This is a genomic window from Moorena sp. SIO4A5, assembly GCF_010672005.1.
In the GTDB taxonomy this organism is placed as follows: Bacteria; Cyanobacteriota; Cyanobacteriia; order Cyanobacteriales; family Coleofasciculaceae; genus Moorena.
Genome location: NZ_JAAHHZ010000112.1, coordinates 1 through 19,664, shown reverse-complemented (window position 1 = coordinate 19,664; position 19,664 = coordinate 1). Strand labels below are relative to the sequence as shown.

Below are 19,664 nucleotides of genomic sequence, written 5' to 3'. Positions count from 1 at the left end.
GGCAACGGATTGGTATAGCGCTACGCGCAAGGCAATAGGCATGCTAGCAATAGGCAAAAGTTGCGTGGGAAAATGAAACAGGCAAGATGCCTGTTCCACCGCGCAAGATGCCCGTTACACCCACCGGGTCAAACAGCATGCATTGCGATTCACCCTCCAGACGTAATCCTGGCATCCCATAAAAGAGGAAGATGTCTTCCATAGAGGAAGACATCTATAAACGTCTTGATAGTCTTATTGTCTATCAATAAATCTATTAGACATCAGGGTTATTTGCACCAGTTATTTACACAAAATGTATTGATGTTGGTGGTCAGTAAAATAGCTCCAAACACGACGCATATCATTAGGACTAGTGTTAAACTTCCAATCGATATCATTAACTCCTGTGACATACCAGCCAGACCATGAACCATTGAACCAACGAATTTTATAGGCAACAACATCACCCCCTAAAATCTGATGGTCGATCTCTGTATTTAGTCCTTTATACCATCCAGGAGTTTTTCCAGTTGGAGGTAGACCAGACTGGTCAGATCCTTGCAATGTACAAGCAGCTTGAGTGCGAAGTTCATGTTGGATGCAGTCACTTCCACCACACCCATTAGCGGCAAAGGCAGACTGGGCTGGCAACATCGTTATTGCTGCAACAATCAAAGAACTTAAAACGATCAAGATACTCTTTTTTAGATTACTCATGACTCTGGTTTACTTTTTAATTCAATTAGGTACTTAGGGCTGGAAATCAGGTGAATCAATCTCACTGACCTTCAACCCTTTTCTAATATCTAAAAAGTATTCCTAGGTCGGCAGTACCCTTAAGGGTACTATTGCCAGGAAAAAAAAATTCCTGAGAAGACCACAGCCGGGAAATGAAACAGGCAAGATGCCTGTTCCACCGCGAACAGCCGTCAGTGGTCAGTGGTCAGTGGTCAGCGCTCAGCTTATTTAATTCAAAAGCACCTCAAGCACTGTGGCACAGGCTTCCAGCGAAACAGGCAAGATGCCTGTTCCACCGCGAACAGCCGTCAGTGGTCAGTGGTCAGTGGTCAGCGCTCAGCTTATTTAATTCAAAAGCACCTCAAGCACTGTGGCACAGGCTTCCAGCCTGTGACCTAACCCATAAGCTAATAGCTATCAGCTGATAGCTGATAGCTGATAGCTGAAAACTGATAGCTTACGGCTCAAGTCATGATTCATTCCGATTGCAACGGTGCATCCAACACTTTAGTAATGCGATCGCGTGCCCCTTCTAAGTGGGCTAAGCTAGCAGTATCAAGGTTTTTCCCTTGTTTGTTCAAGGTGTTTGCGATCGCATCCCGCAATTGACGGAGTTTATACCGGGCTAACACCCGAGCATCCTCGGGAGTATTAAAGGTTTGGATAGCAATAATAAATTCAGGGAAGGTGCGGGCATTTTCTAGACTATTGGAATTGCGCAGTGCCATGTTCACTAAAAGACTCATATACTGCCGTTGCAATCCCCGACGCAAGCTAGAGATTGGCTCAATCTTAGCGTTACTATCTAGTTTCCAGATGCTATCTTGAACAGTGTCAAACACTTCTGCCATGGTCAAGGCTTCCCCGGAACTAGTTTTGAGTTGAGCATCCCGCAAACGAGCCAACCGTTCTGATGAAAATAAATCCCCCAGCACCATAGTTTGAATTAACATCACTCGCTCATGAATGGGATAATCTAGGGGGAAAATAGTGGTAAAAGCACCCCAGTGAGTCCAGCGAGATGGGGCTAACTGGTTGAGGAGTTGGGGTGAGAAGTTAAAGGTATCTTCAGCAAACATATACTCCCCGAGCATGGCTAAAGCCTGACGCTGTTTTTCCACAGGGATGGGTTCAAAGGGGAGTGTGCCAGTCTTGCCACCAGTGTAGTTTCGATTAAAGGTTTGTCCCCCAATATAACCAGTAAGGGACATAGCGTTTTCAAAGAAATAGGAGAAGACCGTATCAAAGCGATCGCGTAAATCCCCAGCACTTTCTTGAGGCAACAGGTAACTGGTGTTCAAGCGTTTCCAAATTCCCTTAGCATTCTCCATTTGCCACTGAGAGTAGCGCAATGGATCACTACTAAGGTCCCAAACCTTAGCTTCTGGGTCAATAAAATCGAAAGTATCCTCATCTGTTGCATAGGATAGTCCCATTTCAGAGGCTTCAGCCGCAATTTTGCGCAGTGTGCGTAATTCTTGTTGAGGAGTCAGAGCATCAATCGGAGTGTAGCCATACTTAATCACCCACTTATCATAGGGACCAACCACTGTAGAGAAATAATCTCCCTGTTCCATTCCCTCTGGCGCTAGATTAACTGGGACATAATCCATGACTGACCCGACTAGCCCTTTATTGCGGGTAATCTCAGTATTATTCAATTCCTCTGGACTCAACATGGTGCTGCCCCGGAAATTGTGGCGCAATCCCAGAGTATGACCAACTTCATGAGCCGTCAGGTAGCGCAAATACTGATTGATGAAGGTTTTCATTTCCTCACCACTGGGCAACTGGTGGTTTACCATCGATAGAGACAATGCTCCAAACTTAGCTTGCTGAGCTGATACCATGGCAAAACATAACTCATGGTCTGGGACTTGGGTTAGTCCGCTCAGGAATTGCCCAGCTGGTAGGCTCAACTGAGCCGCTTTGCCAGGATTGCTCTTGAGGATTTCCTGCAATTTGAGGTAAGGAACTTTGATGCCATTACTACACAGGGAACTATTAAACGCGAATTGGGATAACCCAGATAATGCCTGGGATTGAGGCTGGGAAGCAATAGCCTGGTATTCCGCTTTGATCCAGCGCACCGCATTAGCATCAATAATCACGTCTGCATCCAAGATTTCCCCAGTCAAGGGGTTCACTCGGGATGGCCCCATAGCGATAATGCCTGGGAATGAGGGAAAAGAATTCGACCAGCGAATGGTGTTGTAGCGAATATCAGCCGGGTCCCAGGTTGCATCATCTGGCATTTGCCGCACTTCAATGGCATTGTCAAACCCTGCCTCCCGAAACGCTTCATTCCACATCAAAATCCCCTCCCGAATTGCATCTCGGTACTCCAGAGGTACAGTATTTTCAATCCAAAACACAATCGGTTCTTTTGGGGGGGATACCGTAGCAGTAGGGTCTTGTTTTTCTAAATGCCAGCGCCTGATATAACGGATAAAGGGTTGTTTGCGGTTTTGATTGGATAGATTTTGATAAGCACTGATGAAATAGCCTACTCGTTCATCCGCGAGTCGATGACGGTAACCATTGTTAGTCGGTAGTTGAGAAAAGCTATAGCGGACACTAAGATTAAATGCTCGTTGATCTGGGAGACTCCTTAAGGGAAAGAATAAATCTCCCCCACCAGAAAAGCCATAAACTGACTCAATCTCTACATTCAACGGAAATGCTTGAGCGTCACTGACATAGGATTTTTGAGGGTCTACTACATAACTACCTCCTAATATCCAAGGAAAAGCCGATGCTAGTCCAGAAAAAGACCCATCGCTGACGAGGAGTGGTGTTAAATCCACCAACAGAGTCTTTCGTTCTGGATGAATACTGGTAATGGGCAGGGAATATAGCACCGAATCACTGAAGGAACGCTTAACAGAACGCTCTTGGGGGTCACCGGGTCGAGTACGGAAGTAGATATTTGGTATGACTAAATCTATGGTCTTCTGTCGGCGGCGGAATTGGAACAAAAAATCATTAACTGGCCAACCGGTTTGGAGCCCCAACTCCCCAATTCCCGAAGCAAGGGTGACAACACATAGGAAATTTTTATTTAGTTGATCCGGTTCAATTTCTAAATAAATTTTTTCTTTTTCTTTATTGCGGTAGAGGGTGAGTAATCCTGCTAATTTTTCCGCATCTTCTACGACCTTATCAAATGGCTTTAACTTGGAATCACTACTATCTGAATCGGATAACTCCTCTGAGGGTGCCTCTGAGGGGTCTTCAGCAATTTCTGTAGTTTGAACTTGGCTATGGGCTAAGGTTAGCTGGGGCGAGTAAACAATCTTTTGATCCAAATGTTGACCCAAACTATTGCCGCTTGGAGTAGATAGAGCTATGGTTTGGAGGTACAAAGGGGATAGTACCAAGACGAATCCACACAGACAGAATATCAAGAACTTTAGTCTTTTCATCGATTAATCACTAGTTTGGTGTTCTGAAAAGAAAGAGAAATTATGATAATTCATAATTATGACTTATCAAAACTTATGAAAGCTTGAAAATTTTACCTTAATATTATAATTAACCAATTCCTAAATAAAAACAATTTGATTATAGCGTTTATGATACTGATAATGTCCCTGCCTTTTTTATTACTACTCCCTAATCCCTACTCCCTAGGACGTTATCATAAGTATACCAATTGAAACTTGCTGCTATAGTTGTTAAACTTGATGAGTTTTTGATTATGTTCTTAGTTTTTGATTAGTTTAATCGTTTTAGCTTCTGATTTATAAGTATTACTATCAAGGTAAAATGGTGTGGTTGTACTATAGTTGTTTGACATAAACGAATCTATATACTAACCCTTTAAGCACCCCGAAATTTACACAGCTTGGGTTAGTCTAAATCTATGTTTCCTGTACTTTGAGCCTTGGCAATTAAAAAAAAACTGTACACTAACTTCAACTAAAGCTATACTTTGATCTGTCAGCTTTCAGCTATTTATCAGCTATTTACTAGTCAGCCCTTGCAGCTGAAAACTTAAGCTAAGAAGCATAGTTTACTAAAAGTAGTGCCAGCTAAAGTAGTGCCAGCTAAAGTAGTGCCAACTATATAATAACTCGCGCCCGTAACCAAGCTGACAAGTCCCGGCCATCCGATTAAACTTGATTAGAAGCCAAGCTATTGATAAGACTAGACACCAAAGTCAGAACGATAGCCCCGAAAAAAGCTGCCCAGAAACCGTTCACTACAAACGTATCAGGAGTGAAATAGGATGCCAGGGAGAGGGTGATAGCATTAATCACCAACAGAAATAGTCCCATGGATAAAATTGTGATGGGCAAGGTCAGAATCACTAGAATCGGTCTAATGATGGCGTTAACTAAACCAATGACTACTACCGCTACAGCAGCTGCACCAAAACCACTAATGGTAATTCCTGGTACCAGGTAAGCAGTAATCATTAGTGAGATAGCACTTAGCAGCCAAGTCAAAAGTATATTAAGCATCGATCTCACAAAAATATCGCTTACTATGATTTTAGCGATTCTGGCAAGATTAGCCTGTAAGCTATCAGCCGTCAGCTATCAGCTATCAGCTTATGGGCTACAGATGGTGCTACTTGAGGTGCCAAAGGCAAACGGCTAACCGCTGACCACTGACCACTGACCACTGACCACTGACGGCTGATAGCTGATAGCTGAATGCTTACATTAGCCTTGTTGTCCTAAAGAGCGATCGCATTTGTTCAAGGTGCTCGCCATGATCTATTAACCTCTAAGATGGCTGAGCAGTATTTGGTGCTAGTTACTTGGGTGTAACTCAAGTGATTATGCAGCACAGTATGATTGAGTTGGACGATTCCAGCAATAAATCTTTATGTTTTTCCGGCTACTGGTTACATTCTTATTTGCGTGCTCTGTTTTTTGTTATCCCTTACCCGTTCACGCCAAGAGTATAGCCTGCGATGGGAAACAACTCGTGGGAGCAGACTTATCTGGTCAAGACTTACAGGAAGTCAAAATTACCTATTGCAATTTGGACCAGGCTAACTTAGCCGATGCCAAATTGATCAAAGCATCTATCAAACATACTACCCTGAATAATGCTAATCTCCATGGAGCAGACTTGACCAACAGCGACACCTACAACATTAGCTTCAATGGTGCAGATTTAACTGATGCCATCTTTACTCGTTCCTTACTGCAACGTGCCAGTTTTGATGGGGCTAACATCACTGGTGCTGATTTTAGTAGCACCCTGATCCAACCGGTCAGAGAACGGTTAAAACTCTGCGATGTAGCAACTGGCGTGAACCCTACCACTGGTGTGATGACTCGTAAGTCTTTAGGGTGTTGGTAAGGTGTTGAATGTTGACTGTTGAATGTTGACTGTTGAATGTTGAATGTTGAATGTTGACTGTTGACTGTTGAATGTTGAATGTTGACTATTTGATGGTCAACGGTTAACATTCACGATCGATGGGGCTGACTTGAGCGATGGTATGCTGGATGGTGTCCAAATTTGATAACTGTTTGCTAAGCAAGGTGCATCTGAAAACTGGTGTTGCGCTTGTGAGTCTTTGGGATGTCGATTAAACGAGTAGGTGTAATTGGTGGAGGACAACTGGCCTGGATGATGGCAATGGCTGCCAAGTCTTTGGGTATTCGGCTAGTGGTTCAAACTCCTAATGTTACTGATCCAGCTGTCCGTGTTGCTGCTGAAACTATCTTTGCTGCTATTGATGATGGGATCGCTACCGAGCAAATGGCATCTCGCTGTGATGTGATTACCTTTGAGAATGAATTTATTAACCTCGATGCCCTGAAATGTCTGGCAAAGCGGGGAATTTGCTTTTACCCCCGACTAGAGGCTCTAGCGCCACTGTTGGATAAATATCACCAACGCTGCTATTTCGATCGCATTGGTTTACCCCAGCCAGAGTTCATCAGTCTGGAGGGGGAAGTGGGTAAGGAGGAATTAAAGTCCCTAGCCTCTTCTCGGGGCGTTGCTGAATTGAAGTATGAATCCGCGATCGTTTGGTTTTGGTCAAGCCCCCTAAATCCCCCAACTTTGGGGGACTTTCAGAGTTTTGTTCCCCCCAGCGAGGGATTGCTCGCTGGGGGGCTAGGGGGGCAAAATCATACCCAGAATCAGCAACGCCCTTCTCGGACCCCAATCAACCTGAGTCAGTTAGAGTTTCCTCTGGTGCTGAAAGCGCGACGCCAAGGTTATGACGGCAAGGGTACCTTTATTATTAAAGACAGTCATAGCTTACAGGAAACTTGGAAGCAGTTAGGCAATCAGCCTGTGGTGCTAGAAGAGTTTATTCCCTTTGAACGGGAGTTGGCAGTAATGGCTGCCCGTTCTGTAGATGGGGAGGTGGTGGTTTACCCGGTGGTGGAAACTCAGCAGCAAGAACAGGTGTGTCGGCGAGTTATTGCACCAGCCCAGATTAGCCCAGATACGGTGGCGGAGGTGAATGCGATCGCAAAAACTCTGCTGACAAGTTTAGACGTAGTGGGAGTCTTTGGGATTGAGTTATTCCTGACTAGCAATCACAAGGTTTTGGTTAATGAAGTGTCCCCTCGTACCCATAATTCTGGCCATTACACCATTGATGCTTGCGAAACCTCTCAATTTGAGCAGCAACTGCGAGCTGTGGTGGGTTTACCCTTAGGTAGCCCAAAGATGCATTGTGCCAGTGCAGTAATGGTCAATCTTTTGGGTTATGAGTCTTCCCAGGATGATTACCAACAGAAACGGCAGACCTTAGCCAGTTTACCAGGAGCGTTTGTCCATTGGTATGGTAAGACTCAATCCCGCCCAGGACGTAAGTTAGGTCATGTCACGGTTTTGAGTGATGGGAATTCGGTACAAGAGGTAATTGAGAAGGTTGAATCTGTTTGGTATGGTTGATACGATGTTGAAGGTTAGGGGGTTGAAGGTTGAAGTTAGATGGAGTAGGGTGGGCAAAGTAATCTAATCATTAATTATCAAAATAACCAAACTGTTTTTGCCCACCCTACAAGCTCCCTACTCCCTACTCCCTACTCCCTACTCCCTTTGCTAAAGCAGTAGATAACTGGCGTAAGCGATCGCTAACTTCTAAATTGACTTCGTGAGCCTTTAAATGCTCGGGCATTTCAGCCATTAGTAAGGGATTTTCTTCTAACCATTCATTCTGGGCTACTCCTCGCCACACGGCTTCATATCGAATAAAGCGATCGCGCAATTGATCCAGTTCTTGTAGGCAAAATTGCTCGAAACCTGCGGCCTCAAAAATAGCGGAACGCAAATAGGTTTCAAAGGCTTTGAGCTCCGTAAAACTTTACCCAGGCGTAGCCTCTATCAGGAGGGATTACACCTGGGTTTCTTTTGCATAAATGCCTATTGCCTATTGCCTTTTGCCTCTTGCCTCTTGCATTTTTAAGCAATACCTGTGTTTACAAATCAAATACAAAAGCGCTGATTATGTCTGTGATGGACTCGTAGTTTCAGGGTCTAAGGGAGTATCTGAGGTAGATTTCTTGGTAACCCAAGCGGTGATAATATGAGAAAGGAGTCCGATTGGTCCGGCAAATAAGCATAGAATTAGGGAGTGAATAGTCCAAATACCAGCCTGTTGCCCTTGCCAATAAATCCAACGCCCTACAAACAAGTCCAGAACTAGGAAGTGTATCCAGCCAGTAGCAGCAACGGTTTCGTCACTAAAGAAGTGGGCAATATCTGCTAACTGAGTACTTGAGAAGGCTTGGGCGGATTCTGGTGTAATGCTATTAATAAATAGGTAAATATATAAACCTGCTAGAACAACGAAGGGAAGATAGGATTCCATTACTCGCCTGGTAATCCCCCAATTTGGCAAGACAATGATTAGGAGCCAAAAGGGCAAAACGAAGATATTGGCAATATTAAACAGTTGAGCGATAACCATATTTCTGTGTTTGATATTTCAACTATTTAATATAGCAATTATCTAGAATTTATCAATTCGGTGAGGTGCAAAGTTATTGGTTTTAGGGAACAGGGAATAGGGAGTAGGGAGTAGGGAGTAGGGAGCAGGGTGAAGAGCATGGGGATTGGAAAAAAATCTTGTTTCGCTAATGAGTATTATAGCGTTTATTGCATGTATGAGGTACAATTATCAAGCTCAAAGTCCCCCTTTTTAAGGGGGATTTAGGGGGATCTCTTTGTACCTCATGGGAAACAGAATTGCTATATAACTTCTATAAGTGTTAGCCAGAGCATTGGAGATGATGCTTTCGCATTAATCTGTTGTGTTAATCTGTTCTGGTTCAGTTTCCACAGTTGGATTTTGCTGAGACCAAGAACATTGCCATTGCTCATTCCAAAGCCGATCACTGGCGATATTTTAATCTCAGGTAGATCCTGGGGATAATTTTGAACAAATTCCACAAGACCTGTGGAATTTAGGCTATAACTATTCAACGGTGAAGGTTCAACAAATAAATTATAATAAATCCGATGATTAACAACCAAGACGGCTCTCTAGCCACTAAACTACAGCAACGGCGTCAAAAATTGGCTCAGCTGGTGGATTTTCCAGTAATGCTCTGGTCTGGACATCCTAGTCCTCGGAATTTTCGAGCCAATTCGTTCCCGTTTCGGGCTAGCAGTCACTTCTTGTATTTTGCTGGTTTACCTCTAACTAATGCGGTAATTGGCCTCAATGATGGCAAACTGGATTTATTCATGGATAAGCCAGCCCCTGGTAGTGCGTTGTGGCACGGAGAAGTGCCTTCACCTGAGGAAATTGCTGAGATGATTGGGGCTAATCGGGTTTTTCCCCTTTCAGAATTGCGATCGCATAGCGTCGGCTTTGCCGAATCGCATTCTCAGGGAGCAGCAACCATTGCTGTTCAAAATCCCACTACTTACAGCCAACAACAGGAACTATTAGGTCGTGCTGTGGGAGCCGCTGATGCTCCAGAAGGGATTGACTTGGATTTAGCGAAAGCGATAATATCCCTACGGTTATACCATGACGAGGGGGCATTATCGGAGTTGCGCCAAGCCGCTGAGGTTTCGATGGCTGCTCATAAAGCGGGAATGGCAGCTACTCCCAAGGCTAAACTGGAAGCGGAAGTGCGGGGAGCGATGGAAGGGGTAATTATTGCCCATAATATGACCCGTGCTTACACAAGTATTGTTACCGTTCATGGGGAAGTGCTCCACAATGGTGAGTATCACCATTCCCTGCAACCGGGAGAGTTACTGCTGGCGGATGTAGGAGCAGAAACCCCTATGGGTTGGGCGGCGGATATTACCCGTACTTGGCCGGTGAGTGGCAAATTTTCCCCTACTCAGCGGGATATATATAATGTGGTCAAAGAAGCCCATGATTTCTGTATCAAGAATCTTTACCCTGGGGTGGAATATCGAGAGATTCATATGACAGCAGCAGGGGTGATGGCTGAGGGATTGATAGATTTGGGGATTCTGCGAGGAGACATCTCGGATTTAGTAGCAATGGATGCCCATGCTTTATTCTTTCCCCATGGTGTTGGTCATTTGCTGGGATTAGATGTCCATGATATGGAAGATTTAGGGGATTTGGCAGGGTATGCACCAGGACGGGAAAGAAGCGATCGCTTTGGCTTGGGCTTCCTGCGACTAGACCGACTGTTGGAAGCAGGGATGTTGGTGACAATTGAACCAGGATTTTATCAAGTTCCAGGGATTTTGAATGACCCAGAGCGACGGTCAACTTACAAAGATGTGGTGGACTGGGATAGATTGGCAGAATTTGATGATGTGCGGGGGATTCGGATTGAAGATGATGTGTTGATTACCGAGACAGGAGCAGAGGTGTTGACCGCTGGCTTACCGACTGATCTAGAAGCAGTTGAGGATTTGGTTACGGGATAATAAGTTTTCGGGTGTGGGTGAACGGGTTAATGGTGCTCTTACAGCGGTTTGCAATTCAGTTAGGTACAAAGTTCTGGGTTTTTAGGGAGCAGGGAGCAGGGAGCAGGGAGTAGGGAAGAGGAACCCACCCCTAACCCCTCCCAGGAGGGGAAGTCAGAAGTGGGAAAACAATCCTGTGTACCTGAGGTGCGACCCGTGGCGAATTTAATTCTTAATACAGAAAGCGCACCTGATAGTTATGCAAACCGCCGTAAGTTGACAGAAATAATTTTGAGAAGACCTAATCTCATCAGGTCTTCTCTAGATTTTAAGTGCGTTTATTGCTTTTATGAGGTAGGCTTCTCAACCTCAAAGTCCCCCTTGATAAGGGGGACCAACGGGGGATCGAATTGCTATATCAAAATCAAAAGTGCTCGGCTATCATAACTTGACTCAATAAACAAGATCCGGGTGCGATCACTTTTTTAGCTCAGATTCACTACAGTATCTGAGATAGTGTTAACTTTGAACAATTTGCCTTGGCCTACGATAATATTTGTAAATACTTAGCCGAAGAATACCCATCGGAGTTTTTTCATTGGCTATTGGGTGAAGAACCTCGGGATATTCAGGTACTTAAAACCGAATTGAGTAGTGAACCAATTCAAGCTGATGCTCTGACTGTACTCCAAAGTACAAACCAAATTCTGCACCTAGAATTTCAAACCCTACCCCCATCCGAGCCACCATTACCATTTCGGATGTTGGACTATTGGGTCAGACTACACCGCAAGTACCGATGTCCCATTGAGCAGGTGGTAATTTTTCTCAAGTCTACGACATCACAGATGGTATTTACTAATGAGTTTAGGGATACTAACACCTGGCATCGTTATAGAATAATTCGTCTTTGGGAGCAAGACCCTCAACCACTGTTGGCCAATCGCGCTCTGTTACCCTTGGCCACTTTAGCTAGGAGTAATCGGCCTAATCTATTGTTAGAGCAAGTGGTTGCTGAAGTCGATAGAATTGAAGAACAAGGTCAACTCCGAACCCTAGCGGCCTGTGTGGATGTGCTGGCTGGTTTACGGTTTGAGAAAGATTTAGTCCGTCGATTGTTGAGGGAGGAAGTTATGGAAGAATCAGTTACCTATCAAGATATTATCCAAAAGGGACGCCAGCGCGGCAAGCAGGAGGAAGCGGTATTAATTGTGATGCGTTTGCTAACCCTGAGGTTAGGTTTACTTGACCCTGTGCTCCAACAGCGGATTGAGGGATTATCCATTACTCGATTGGAGGAATTGAGTGAAGCGTTGTTGAATTTTGAGACAGCAACGGATTTAGCGGTTTGGTTGGATCAGGAGCAGTAGTGCGTTAACAAATGATGAATTTAGGAAGCTAACTATCAATCATGCCATCTAAAACTCCTTGGGGACACCTTACATACTTACTTAGAGCAACTGGAACAATTAGCGTTAACTTGGAAAGAAAAGTCTCTGACTCAAGAACAAGTGCTGGCCAACTATTCCCAAATCCCTGCTGCTTATAAGACTTATAAATTCCAAGGATTATACAAGGATAATCTCGAAACAGCTTATAAGCAATTTACCGCTGAGCGTTGAGGCTTTAAGGGGGAAAGTTGCTGAATTATTCCAGGGGAATTGAGGAGATCACAATAACGTAAGCTATCAGCGTGTCGCGTATCAGCCATTGGCCTTGGCGAATGGCCACGCTACCTGAAGTCCTTTTGAACAAAATAAGCTGATTGCTGACTGCTGACTGCTGACTGCCTGGTTGACTGATAAAACTTATTCAAAAGCATACTCGTAGGTTTTTACCCTTAATTTGCATATTATGAAAACAGGAGAAAACGGATCAATCCGTCTCTCCTGATGTCTCAACATCCAAAGAACTTACTAGGGGGATTATTTTTGAACCATTATATTATATAGCAATTCTCCAACTCATGAGGTACAAAATTATGGGTTTTAGGGAACAGGTAATTTTAGGGAACAGGGAATAGGTAATAATGAAAAAAATCTCTGTGCCTCATAGCTATGAGAAACGCTATATATAGCTTATCCCCTAGTAAAACACTGTAGAGAAAAAAGCACGCACACCGCTCTGCGGCTCTTTTTGATTGCACATTTTTTCTATTTTGTCAATGCGTAAGTCCTAGTAGCCCAATTCTACTCCTCCGATCATTTGTATTATCTTGTCTCGATCACTCTTTCCTTCAGATTTATAGTACCTGTCAGCAAACCATTTGGTTGTTCCAGGATTATTAAATTCATTTTGAACATCAGCTTCAGACTTCATTAATCCATTAATAACTATTCCAAGACTTACACATATTGCTTTAGGTACAGTCGTAAATCCACCAGGCGCAGGAGGAGTCAACCCATGGGTTCGATAAATCAAACGCGAATTTGGTATCTTGTTGGGATTGAAACTGATAGTTGACGATCCTGATGCTGAACCACGATTGACAAGGCGTTGTAAGACAGCTTCATACCCCGCATGCAACTTATTCAAATTGCCTGTAATAGGAGTCAGATAAGCGGCTTTATTTCCACTACCTCCGCACTCACCATTAACCAAATGTCCTTGTACCCAATTAGAATTGCCTGGTCCTGGGTTACTTGGCATATTTCCATTAAGTCCTGAAGGATTGGATAAGTCCTCAGCTGCTAAGTCATTTTTAGTCGCATAGATAAGCTGTCCCCAAGTTCCATAGTTGTTGATAACAGATCCAAATCTATAGGACAAACCACCTGCAATACTGTTTCCAAAAGCTTGACCTGACAAATCTGCCCAGCCATTAACGTTACCATCATCGGTAACGTTATCACTATCTCCTGTATACCATCCATTTCTTGGCATATTTGTTCTCCTTTTTTTATTTAAAATCGCTAATTACCCAAGACTAAATACATTACAAAAATATGTAAGCCTTTTTTGTGATTATATACTCAAACCAAATTTTGGAGATGAGTAAATTTGCTGATTGACTGACAAAACCCTTGAAATGCTGATTATCCCGTAGGGAGCGGTTAGGGATAGCGTAACCCAAGAAAAGCCTGACTGGTTTTGGGTTTCGTTGCCTCAACCCAACCTACGCTATGATCTTTTGTAAGTCAACCAGGCTGACTGCTGACTCCTGACTCCTGACTCCTGACACAATAACAAATCCTATCATGATATCATGCCTAATCAAGAAGAAGACCCATTGAAAAGCAAGCTAGAGAAAAACTTGCAAGAGTCCCAATGGCTACATAAATTTAAACAACTGAGTCAAGGACTAAGCCAAATTAAGACAGAAATTCCTCTAACTCAACTCTGTAAGCTAGAGTGGGTTACTGCTACTGACAGCTTAATCATTCACTGTCCAAATTCAGAAGTCAGGGATGGATTATGTAAGCTTTCATCCCAGATTGCCCAAATCACTATTGGCGCAAAATGCTTTATTCTTAGACATCCCGACTATCAAGACATTACTATTAAGCCAGTGTAATTATTCGCTATAGCAAAGGGAACAGGGAACAGGGAACAGGGAACAGGGAACAGGGAGTAGGGAGTAGGGAGTAGGGAGTAGGGAACTAGCGCAGCGCTATAGCTATTGCCTTATGCTAGTCTGATTTATCTGATTTATCCTAACTTGTATTGATGGCTAGTCATCTGGATTAACGGGTGTTCTAAAAGCGGATTTGCTATCAGTAGCATTCTCCTTAAGTCTATCCTTCATATCTTTCGCCGCTACGGCGTAGCCTCCGTCTGCACCATCCACAAAATGTACTTGGCGTCCATGGCGCTCAAATACCAGACAGGTCATCAGTGCTCGGTCTGAAATATGCAGACCATACACTAATTTACCTTGTTTATAATTCTTTTCTAAATAGTCTGTTAATTGTTTTCGTTGTGCTTCATTGCCAGCAATCACCATGCGTAACATATCATCAAACTTTCTGTAATCTGTTGCTGCGATCGCATTTCGTTTATAGGCTCCCCAGTCTCCATCTGGAAATTTCACTTTCAACCTCATCAACAACCAGCCCAAGAAATTCTCAAACCAGATTTTTAAAAAATAGAGCATCCTATGGCTTAGCTTACTCGACTGGGCGCACAGCCGAGTTTCAGCACTTAATTTTTGATAACTAAACCCTAGATTTAAATAGTTTTTATCAACTGGATTTAAAAGCTCTTCACTTCCATATATAGTGTCAATTTTTTCAATAATTTTTCGATAAGTTAAATTAGCTAAATCTCCTTGATTAGACGTTGCTTTAACAATCAAGCTGATCGTTTCACCATATTTACTTGGAATGTCTTGCCAGCGACACTCTAAATTAGAAAAATCAGCTTTAGCATTATCAGTAGGGTTTTGGTAAAGGTAGAGGTTACTCGTATTTGGATGTTTAATCAATTCAGTAGCATAACTCAAACCATCTCCAGTAAATATAGCCTGATAATAATTTTCAGATACCTTGAGCTTCGCTAATTTAACATCATAATCATTTACTCTGACATCAGACATAGGTACTGCACCCACCCGCAATTCCATCCCAAATTCTTCCCTGGCTAGCTGACTAGTGGCTAATAAGGCTTCCCGAGCAGGGGCAAACAGAGAAGGAGGAATCAACAGAGTTGCTCCATCTCCCCCAAACACAAAAGGAATGTCTAAATTACCTGCTATATTTAAAACAGCGACAATGGAGCAGGCTCCTAATAGGTTAACCTCTTTGTAGCGTCCTGATTCGATAGCTTGAGTCGAACCAATAATATCGCTAATCACAACATACCAATCCCTGGGAACCGATTCAAAATTACGAGAGTCAGTAATATCGATGAAGTTTTCTAAAAGGGGTAAATTAGCATAAAAAAATTCTGTAGTCATGGTTTAATCTAAAGAAATAACAAACCTTTTTACTAGGGTGATAACACCCTGAAAGGCACTTAGATAAAACCAAGCTAGCTGCTACACCCTACCAACCGTCAACTGTCAAGGGTCAACAACAAGGGATCCCTTAAAATAAGCACGTTAACTATTAATTTTATTAACGATTTGTGTCTGAAAACCAGAAAACCACTCGTTCCCTAGCTGGCATTGCCGGGATTGTCGCAGTAGCCACCATTATTAGTAAAGTATTTGGCTTAGTCCGCCAACAAGCCATGGCAGCAGCCTTTGGAGTTGGTCCGGTTATCAACGCCTACAGCTATGCTTACGTGATCCCCGGGTTTTTATTAATCCTCCTCGGTGGCATTAACGGACCGTTTCATAGCGCCTTAGTTAGTGTTCTCGCTAAACGAGATAAATCAGAAGCCCCACGGCTGGTGGAAACAGTAACTACCTTAGTCGCGTGCATCCTGTTACTGGTAACCATTGCTCTAGTGCTATTTGCTCCGCTCTTAATTGATATTCTAGCACCAGGGTTTCAGGATACCCCAGAAGGGTTAGAAGTAAGAGCGATCGCAATCCGGCAATTACAGATTATGGCACCCATGGCAGTGCTAGCCGGATTAATTGGCATTGGCTTTGGTACCCTCAATGCTAGCGATCAATACTGGCTACCCGCCGTCAGTCCCTTATTTTCCAGCATCACCGTCATTGTTGGCTTAGGAATATTAGCCCTACAGTTGGGCAAAGAAATTAGTAATCCCGAATTTGCCATGATCGGTGGGATTGTCTTAGCTGGGGGTACCCTTGCTGGAGCAACTCTTCAATGGATAGTGCAGCAAATCGCTCAGTGGCGCAGTGGCCTAGGTAAAATACGCCTACGATTTAACTGGGGTATCCCTGGAGTCAAAGACGTGATGCAGGTCATGGCTCCTGCCACCTTTTCCTCTGGGATGCTACATATTAATGTCTACACCGACTTATTCTTTGCCTCCTTTCTGCCCCAAGCCGATGCCGCTGCTGCTAGCTTAAACTATGCCAATCTTTTAGTGAATACCCCCCTAGGTATTATCTCCAATGTCATTCTAGTGCCCCTACTGCCAGTATTTTCCCGACTAGCCGCTCCCGAAAATTGGCCAGAACTCAAGCAACGGATTCGCCAGGGAATTCTGCTCACTGCCTTGACAATGTTACCGTTAAGTGCATTGATGGTGACCTTAGCCATGCCCATCGTGCAGGTAGTGTATCAGCGTCAAGCCTTTGATGCTAATGCCTCTCGGTTAGTAGCATCAGTGCTCATGGCTTATGGGATGGGCATGTTTGTCTACTTGGGACGGGATGTGCTAGTGCGGGTATTTTATGGTTTAGGAGATGGACAGACACCCTTTCGTCTGAGTGTGATTAATATTATTCTCAATGCTGTACTAGATTATTTTCTAATCGATGCCTTTGGCACACCCGGTATAGTATTTGCCACCATTGGTGTGAATGCCTTTTCCATGGTCGTGCTGTTATGGCTATTAAACCGCAGGCTAAATGGCTTACCTTGGCAAGAGTGGATCTTGCCAATTCTAGGTTTAGCTGTCAGTAGTGTAATCGCTGGTGCCGTAAGTTGGGGAGTCAGTTGGGGGTGTGAGCAAGTATTAGAAACCAGTATTATTTGGGTGCAGTTGCTGCAATTGAGTTTAGCTGGATTGGTAGGCTTAGGTGTGTTTGGTTTGTTAGCAACTCAGTTGAAGTTACCAGAGGTCGATATGTTTGTAGCTCGTGTGCGCCAGAAGCTGGGTCGTTGAAAGTCTTAAACCTTCTAACCTTAAACCTTCTAACCTTAAACCTTCTAACCTTAAACCTTCTAACCTTAAACCTTCTAACCTTAAACCTTCTAACCTTGGCCTATTGGCCACGCTTCGCGAACAACCTTCAACCTTCAACCTTCAACCTTCTAACCTTCTAACCTTTAACCTTCAACCTTCAACCTTCAACCTTAAACTGACTTTCTCGTATCCACTGCAAATGCTGGGATAATAACTGATTTAAATCATAACCCTGTTGAATAGTTTCCCTGGCCTTAGCGCGAATAGCAGCCATCTGTTCTGGGTGGTCGAGAGCTTCCTCAACCCGATCGGCAATTTCCTCTGGCGAGAAAAAGTCTACTAACAAACCATTAATCCCATCTTCAATCACCTCTGTCACTGGGGGAGTATCAGACGCTACTACCAAACAACCTGTAGAAAGGGATTCTAGCATCGACCAAGACAGAACAAAAGGACGGGTAAGATAAATATGAACAGAGGAAGCTTGAAGAACTTGTAAGTATTCTGAGTAAGGAAGTAAACCAGTAAAGTGGACTCTGTCTAGGTCAAGGGGTACTTTTTCTAACATCAAGTCTTTGTAAGTTTTACCATCAGGTAGGGTTTTACCATAAGCCACCCGATTTTCCCCGACAATCACAGCATGACACTTAGGACGTCGCTGCTGAAGGATACCGATTGCTTCGATCAATTGGGGAAAACCTCGATAAGGTTCCATGCCCCGTGCCACATAAGTGACTAGTTCTTCCACCTCAGACAAATCTAAGTTTATCTGTTTTAGTACTAACTTTGCCCCTGGATTGGGTTTAAAGAACTCGGTGTCCACCCCATCATGACGCACGGTAATTCTGCTGTGGAAGTCCGCTGGAAATTGCTGGCGCTGCCAGTAAGTGGGAGACAATCCGCGATCGCAACTGGCTAGGTCTAACAAAATCGGGGCATTTTTCATCCGAATCCGGGCTTCATCATCAGCGTTTAAGGGCTCGGATAGATCAAAATCAGCATCTGTGCCATGGGCATGATAAAACCACTCGAAGTAGCACAGTAATCTGGCTTGGGGGAAAGCGTCTTTAATAAATAACGTTGGGCCCCAACCCGAATGACCATAGACCACATCAGGAACAAATCCCTTAGCCTTGAGCTGATTGGCTAAGCGATAGACAGCTTGACCTTGAAGTACAGCATTTTCTAATGGTCTAACATAGTGGTGAGTTTCTGGACGTACTTCCCTAGAGTTATTGTAAAGAGCTTTGACAACTCCAGGCAGTTGCCCTTCCTTGCGCCTGGTTCCAAAGACAACCTGGTTGCGGTTATCTTTAGCTAAAGCAGTTGCTATGTGGCGAAACTGGGCAGGGAAATTGGGATGTAGGAATAGAATGCGCATTGAGAATAGCAAAGGGCAAATTGTATGTGGCAAATGGTGAATCGATTTTTTCGGATTTTTTCTTAATTAACCATTAACCATTAACAATTTGCCATTGATTAAGTGACATACTCCCACACGCTCATCGTTCGCGTAGCGTGGCCTTTGGCCAAGATTACAGTGTGGGCTTCTTACCAACTCCAGCCATCGCTTAGGATACACGGGTTACTTTATTAACGACACGGTCAGAAGTTACCGCAAGAAGAGTGGAGCCTTTATGGTTAGTCGGCTATGCATAAAAGGGTTAAAACTTTATGATTAAGGCTCCACTCTTCTAAGGTTTCGTCTCCGGGATGCCCCTCCGCGCCGGAACAATACAATAAGTTCTGTTTTTTAGGAACGTAGGTGGCTGACAAACCAGCATTTAAGGCCGTAGGCCACGCTACGCGAACGGCTTTGTTTATCAGTAAAATATATTATAGCAATTTTATTAATACCCTGTGCAAAATTCATCCCACACCTATGCGTAGCATAGGTGTGGGATGAATTTTGCCGGACAGCTAACTGTTTTTTGGTTTTGGAATCGTAATATCTAACACGGTGACGTCCTGGGAAAGGCTAGTCAGGGCTGGTTCGATTTGGGAAGCATTGCCCACAACTACGGTAACAATCTGATCAGGTTTGAGATACTTTTCAGCAACCCGCTGTATATCATCAATCGTAGTAGCTGTGACTCCCTTTTGATAACGGAAGATGAAATCCTCTGGGTAGCCGTAGTATTCATAGCGCATCAGCCGAGATAGGGTTTGCTCTGGCTTCTGGAAATTAAACACAAAGGAGTTGAGAACGCTTTCTTTTGCCTTAGCCAATTCTTCTGAGCTAATCGGACTAGTGCGCAATTTCTGGATTTCATCTAGAACAGATTTAATAAAGGGTACCGTGGTTTCAGAGCGAGTTTGTCCCCCAGCAATAAACAAACCCGGATAGTCATAGCGAACACTCCAAACCCCGTAGACCGAGTAAGCTAGACCTTGACGCGATCGCACTT

The 19,664-nt window shown here is 43.9% G+C and carries 18 protein-coding genes; 9 read left to right on the top strand and 9 right to left on the bottom strand.

Annotated features, from left to right (window positions below; genetic code table 11):
- Positions 1 to 282: 282 nt before the first annotated feature.
- The gene (locus tag F6K57_RS26075) at positions 283 to 699 is read right to left on the bottom strand and encodes a hypothetical protein (RefSeq protein ID WP_293018706.1); all 417 of its coding nucleotides are present in this window, start codon (positions 697 to 699) and stop codon (positions 283 to 285) included.
- Positions 700 to 921: 222 nt separating this feature from the next.
- Here F6K57_RS26075 and F6K57_RS26070 point away from each other — a divergent pair, with 222 nt between their 5' ends.
- The gene (locus F6K57_RS26070) at positions 922 to 1,119 is read left to right on the top strand and encodes a hypothetical protein (RefSeq protein ID WP_293071456.1); all 198 of its coding nucleotides are present in this window, start codon (positions 922 to 924) and stop codon (positions 1,117 to 1,119) included.
- A 77-nt stretch (positions 1,120 to 1,196) separates the two neighbouring features.
- Here the strand turns inward: F6K57_RS26070 and F6K57_RS26065 are convergent, their stop codons facing one another.
- Positions 1,197 to 4,145: a zinc-dependent metalloprotease gene (locus F6K57_RS26065; protein ID WP_293071455.1), complete on the bottom strand. Its 2,949-nt coding sequence runs from the start codon at positions 4,143 to 4,145 to the stop codon at positions 1,197 to 1,199.
- A 690-nt stretch (positions 4,146 to 4,835) separates the two neighbouring features.
- Positions 4,836 to 5,186 (bottom strand): phage holin family protein, encoded by a 351-nt coding sequence (locus F6K57_RS26060; protein ID WP_293018709.1) that lies wholly within the window; start codon positions 5,184 to 5,186, stop codon positions 4,836 to 4,838.
- A gap of 472 nt (positions 5,187 to 5,658) precedes the next feature.
- Here F6K57_RS26060 and F6K57_RS26055 point away from each other — a divergent pair, with 472 nt between their 5' ends.
- Together F6K57_RS26055 and F6K57_RS26050 are read left to right on the top strand one after the other, a co-directional pair.
- The gene (locus F6K57_RS26055) at positions 5,659 to 6,039 is read left to right on the top strand and encodes a pentapeptide repeat-containing protein (protein ID WP_293071454.1); all 381 of its coding nucleotides are present in this window, start codon (positions 5,659 to 5,661) and stop codon (positions 6,037 to 6,039) included.
- A gap of 225 nt (positions 6,040 to 6,264) precedes the next feature.
- Positions 6,265 to 7,596: a 5-(carboxyamino)imidazole ribonucleotide synthase gene (locus F6K57_RS26050; RefSeq protein ID WP_293071453.1), complete on the top strand. Its 1,332-nt coding sequence runs from the start codon at positions 6,265 to 6,267 to the stop codon at positions 7,594 to 7,596.
- 124 nt (positions 7,597 to 7,720) lie between these two features.
- Here F6K57_RS26050 and F6K57_RS26045 read toward each other — a convergent pair whose 3' ends face one another.
- Together F6K57_RS26045 and F6K57_RS26040 are read right to left on the bottom strand one after the other, a co-directional pair.
- Positions 7,721 to 7,975, bottom strand: a complete 255-nt coding sequence (locus F6K57_RS26045) for a hypothetical protein (protein ID WP_293018715.1) — start codon at positions 7,973 to 7,975, stop codon at positions 7,721 to 7,723.
- A gap of 174 nt (positions 7,976 to 8,149) precedes the next feature.
- Positions 8,150 to 8,614 (bottom strand): ABA4-like family protein, encoded by a 465-nt coding sequence (locus F6K57_RS26040; protein ID WP_293018717.1) that lies wholly within the window; start codon positions 8,612 to 8,614, stop codon positions 8,150 to 8,152.
- 551 nt (positions 8,615 to 9,165) lie between these two features.
- Between F6K57_RS26040 and F6K57_RS26035 the strand changes: the two genes are divergently transcribed.
- Both F6K57_RS26035 and F6K57_RS26030 read left to right on the top strand, forming a co-directional pair.
- Positions 9,166 to 10,569 carry an aminopeptidase P family protein gene (locus tag F6K57_RS26035; protein WP_293071452.1) on the top strand — a complete coding sequence of 468 codons (1,404 nt, stop codon included), beginning with the start codon at positions 9,166 to 9,168 and terminating at the stop codon, positions 10,567 to 10,569.
- A 518-nt stretch (positions 10,570 to 11,087) separates the two neighbouring features.
- On the top strand, positions 11,088 to 11,918 hold the full coding sequence (locus F6K57_RS26030) for a DUF4351 domain-containing protein (protein WP_293071451.1): 831 nt from the start codon (positions 11,088 to 11,090) through the stop codon (positions 11,916 to 11,918).
- An 805-nt stretch (positions 11,919 to 12,723) separates the two neighbouring features.
- Here F6K57_RS26030 and F6K57_RS26025 read toward each other — a convergent pair.
- A complete protein-coding gene (locus F6K57_RS26025; RefSeq protein WP_293018723.1) occupies positions 12,724 to 13,431 on the bottom strand; it encodes a hypothetical protein in 708 nt (235 codons plus the stop codon).
- Positions 13,432 to 13,753: 322 nt separating this feature from the next.
- Here F6K57_RS26025 and F6K57_RS26020 point away from each other — a divergent pair, with 322 nt between their 5' ends.
- Positions 13,754 to 14,062: a hypothetical protein gene (locus F6K57_RS26020; RefSeq protein WP_293018725.1), complete on the top strand. Its 309-nt coding sequence runs from the start codon at positions 13,754 to 13,756 to the stop codon at positions 14,060 to 14,062.
- A 156-nt stretch (positions 14,063 to 14,218) separates the two neighbouring features.
- Here F6K57_RS26020 and F6K57_RS26015 read toward each other — a convergent pair whose 3' ends face one another.
- Complete coding sequence (locus F6K57_RS26015; protein ID WP_293071450.1) at positions 14,219 to 15,442, bottom strand: DUF3095 domain-containing protein; 1,224 nt, start codon at positions 15,440 to 15,442, stop codon at positions 14,219 to 14,221.
- 170 nt (positions 15,443 to 15,612) lie between these two features.
- On the opposite strand from F6K57_RS26015, the gene murJ reads away from it, so the two are divergent.
- Both murJ and F6K57_RS26005 read left to right on the top strand, forming a co-directional pair.
- Positions 15,613 to 17,235 carry a murein biosynthesis integral membrane protein MurJ gene (gene murJ / locus F6K57_RS26010; protein WP_293071449.1) on the top strand — a complete coding sequence of 541 codons (1,623 nt, stop codon included), beginning with the start codon at positions 15,613 to 15,615 and terminating at the stop codon, positions 17,233 to 17,235.
- The gene (locus tag F6K57_RS26005; RefSeq protein WP_293071448.1) at positions 17,210 to 17,467 is read left to right on the top strand and encodes a hypothetical protein; all 258 of its coding nucleotides are present in this window, start codon (positions 17,210 to 17,212) and stop codon (positions 17,465 to 17,467) included. The genes murJ and F6K57_RS26005 overlap by 26 nt, the downstream gene beginning before the upstream one ends.
- Here F6K57_RS26005 and F6K57_RS26000 read toward each other — a convergent pair.
- Entirely contained in the window at positions 17,414 to 18,637 is a 1,224-nt protein-coding gene (locus F6K57_RS26000; RefSeq protein ID WP_293036640.1) for a glycosyltransferase family 4 protein, read from the bottom strand. The genes F6K57_RS26005 and F6K57_RS26000 overlap by 54 nt on opposite strands.
- 384 nt (positions 18,638 to 19,021) lie before the next feature.
- On the opposite strand from F6K57_RS26000, the gene F6K57_RS25995 reads away from it, so the two are divergent.
- On the top strand, positions 19,022 to 19,162 hold the full coding sequence (locus F6K57_RS25995; RefSeq protein ID WP_293071447.1) for a hypothetical protein: 141 nt from the start codon (positions 19,022 to 19,024) through the stop codon (positions 19,160 to 19,162).
- A gap of 14 nt (positions 19,163 to 19,176) precedes the next feature.
- On the opposite strand, the gene F6K57_RS25990 is transcribed toward F6K57_RS25995, so the two are convergent.
- On the bottom strand, positions 19,177 to 19,664 hold a 488-nt coding region (locus F6K57_RS25990; RefSeq protein ID WP_293071446.1), incomplete at its 5' end, for an insulinase family protein.

What these genes read in the sequence shown, in the direction of transcription:
- F6K57_RS26015 (WP_293071450.1), bottom strand. Translation starts at nt 15,442, where the DNA reads ATGACTACAGAATTTTTTTATGCTAATTTACCCCTTTTAGAAAACTTC.
- F6K57_RS26025 (WP_293018723.1), bottom strand. Translation starts at nt 13,431, where the DNA reads ATGCCAAGAAATGGATGGTATACAGGAGATAGTGATAACGTTACCGAT.
- F6K57_RS26075 (WP_293018706.1), bottom strand. Translation starts at nt 699, where the DNA reads ATGAGTAATCTAAAAAAGAGTATCTTGATCGTTTTAAGTTCTTTGATT.
- F6K57_RS26065 (WP_293071455.1), bottom strand. Translation starts at nt 4,145, where the DNA reads ATGAAAAGACTAAAGTTCTTGATATTCTGTCTGTGTGGATTCGTCTTG.
- F6K57_RS26050 (WP_293071453.1), top strand. Translation starts at nt 6,265, where the DNA reads ATGTCGATTAAACGAGTAGGTGTAATTGGTGGAGGACAACTGGCCTGG.
- F6K57_RS26020 (WP_293018725.1), top strand. Translation starts at nt 13,754, where the DNA reads ATGCCTAATCAAGAAGAAGACCCATTGAAAAGCAAGCTAGAGAAAAAC.
- F6K57_RS26040 (WP_293018717.1), bottom strand. Translation starts at nt 8,614, where the DNA reads ATGGTTATCGCTCAACTGTTTAATATTGCCAATATCTTCGTTTTGCCC.
- F6K57_RS26060 (WP_293018709.1), bottom strand. Translation starts at nt 5,186, where the DNA reads ATGCTTAATATACTTTTGACTTGGCTGCTAAGTGCTATCTCACTAATG.
- F6K57_RS26000 (WP_293036640.1), bottom strand. Translation starts at nt 18,637, where the DNA reads ATGCGCATTCTATTCCTACATCCCAATTTCCCTGCCCAGTTTCGCCAC.
- F6K57_RS26035 (WP_293071452.1), top strand. Translation starts at nt 9,166, where the DNA reads ATGATTAACAACCAAGACGGCTCTCTAGCCACTAAACTACAGCAACGG.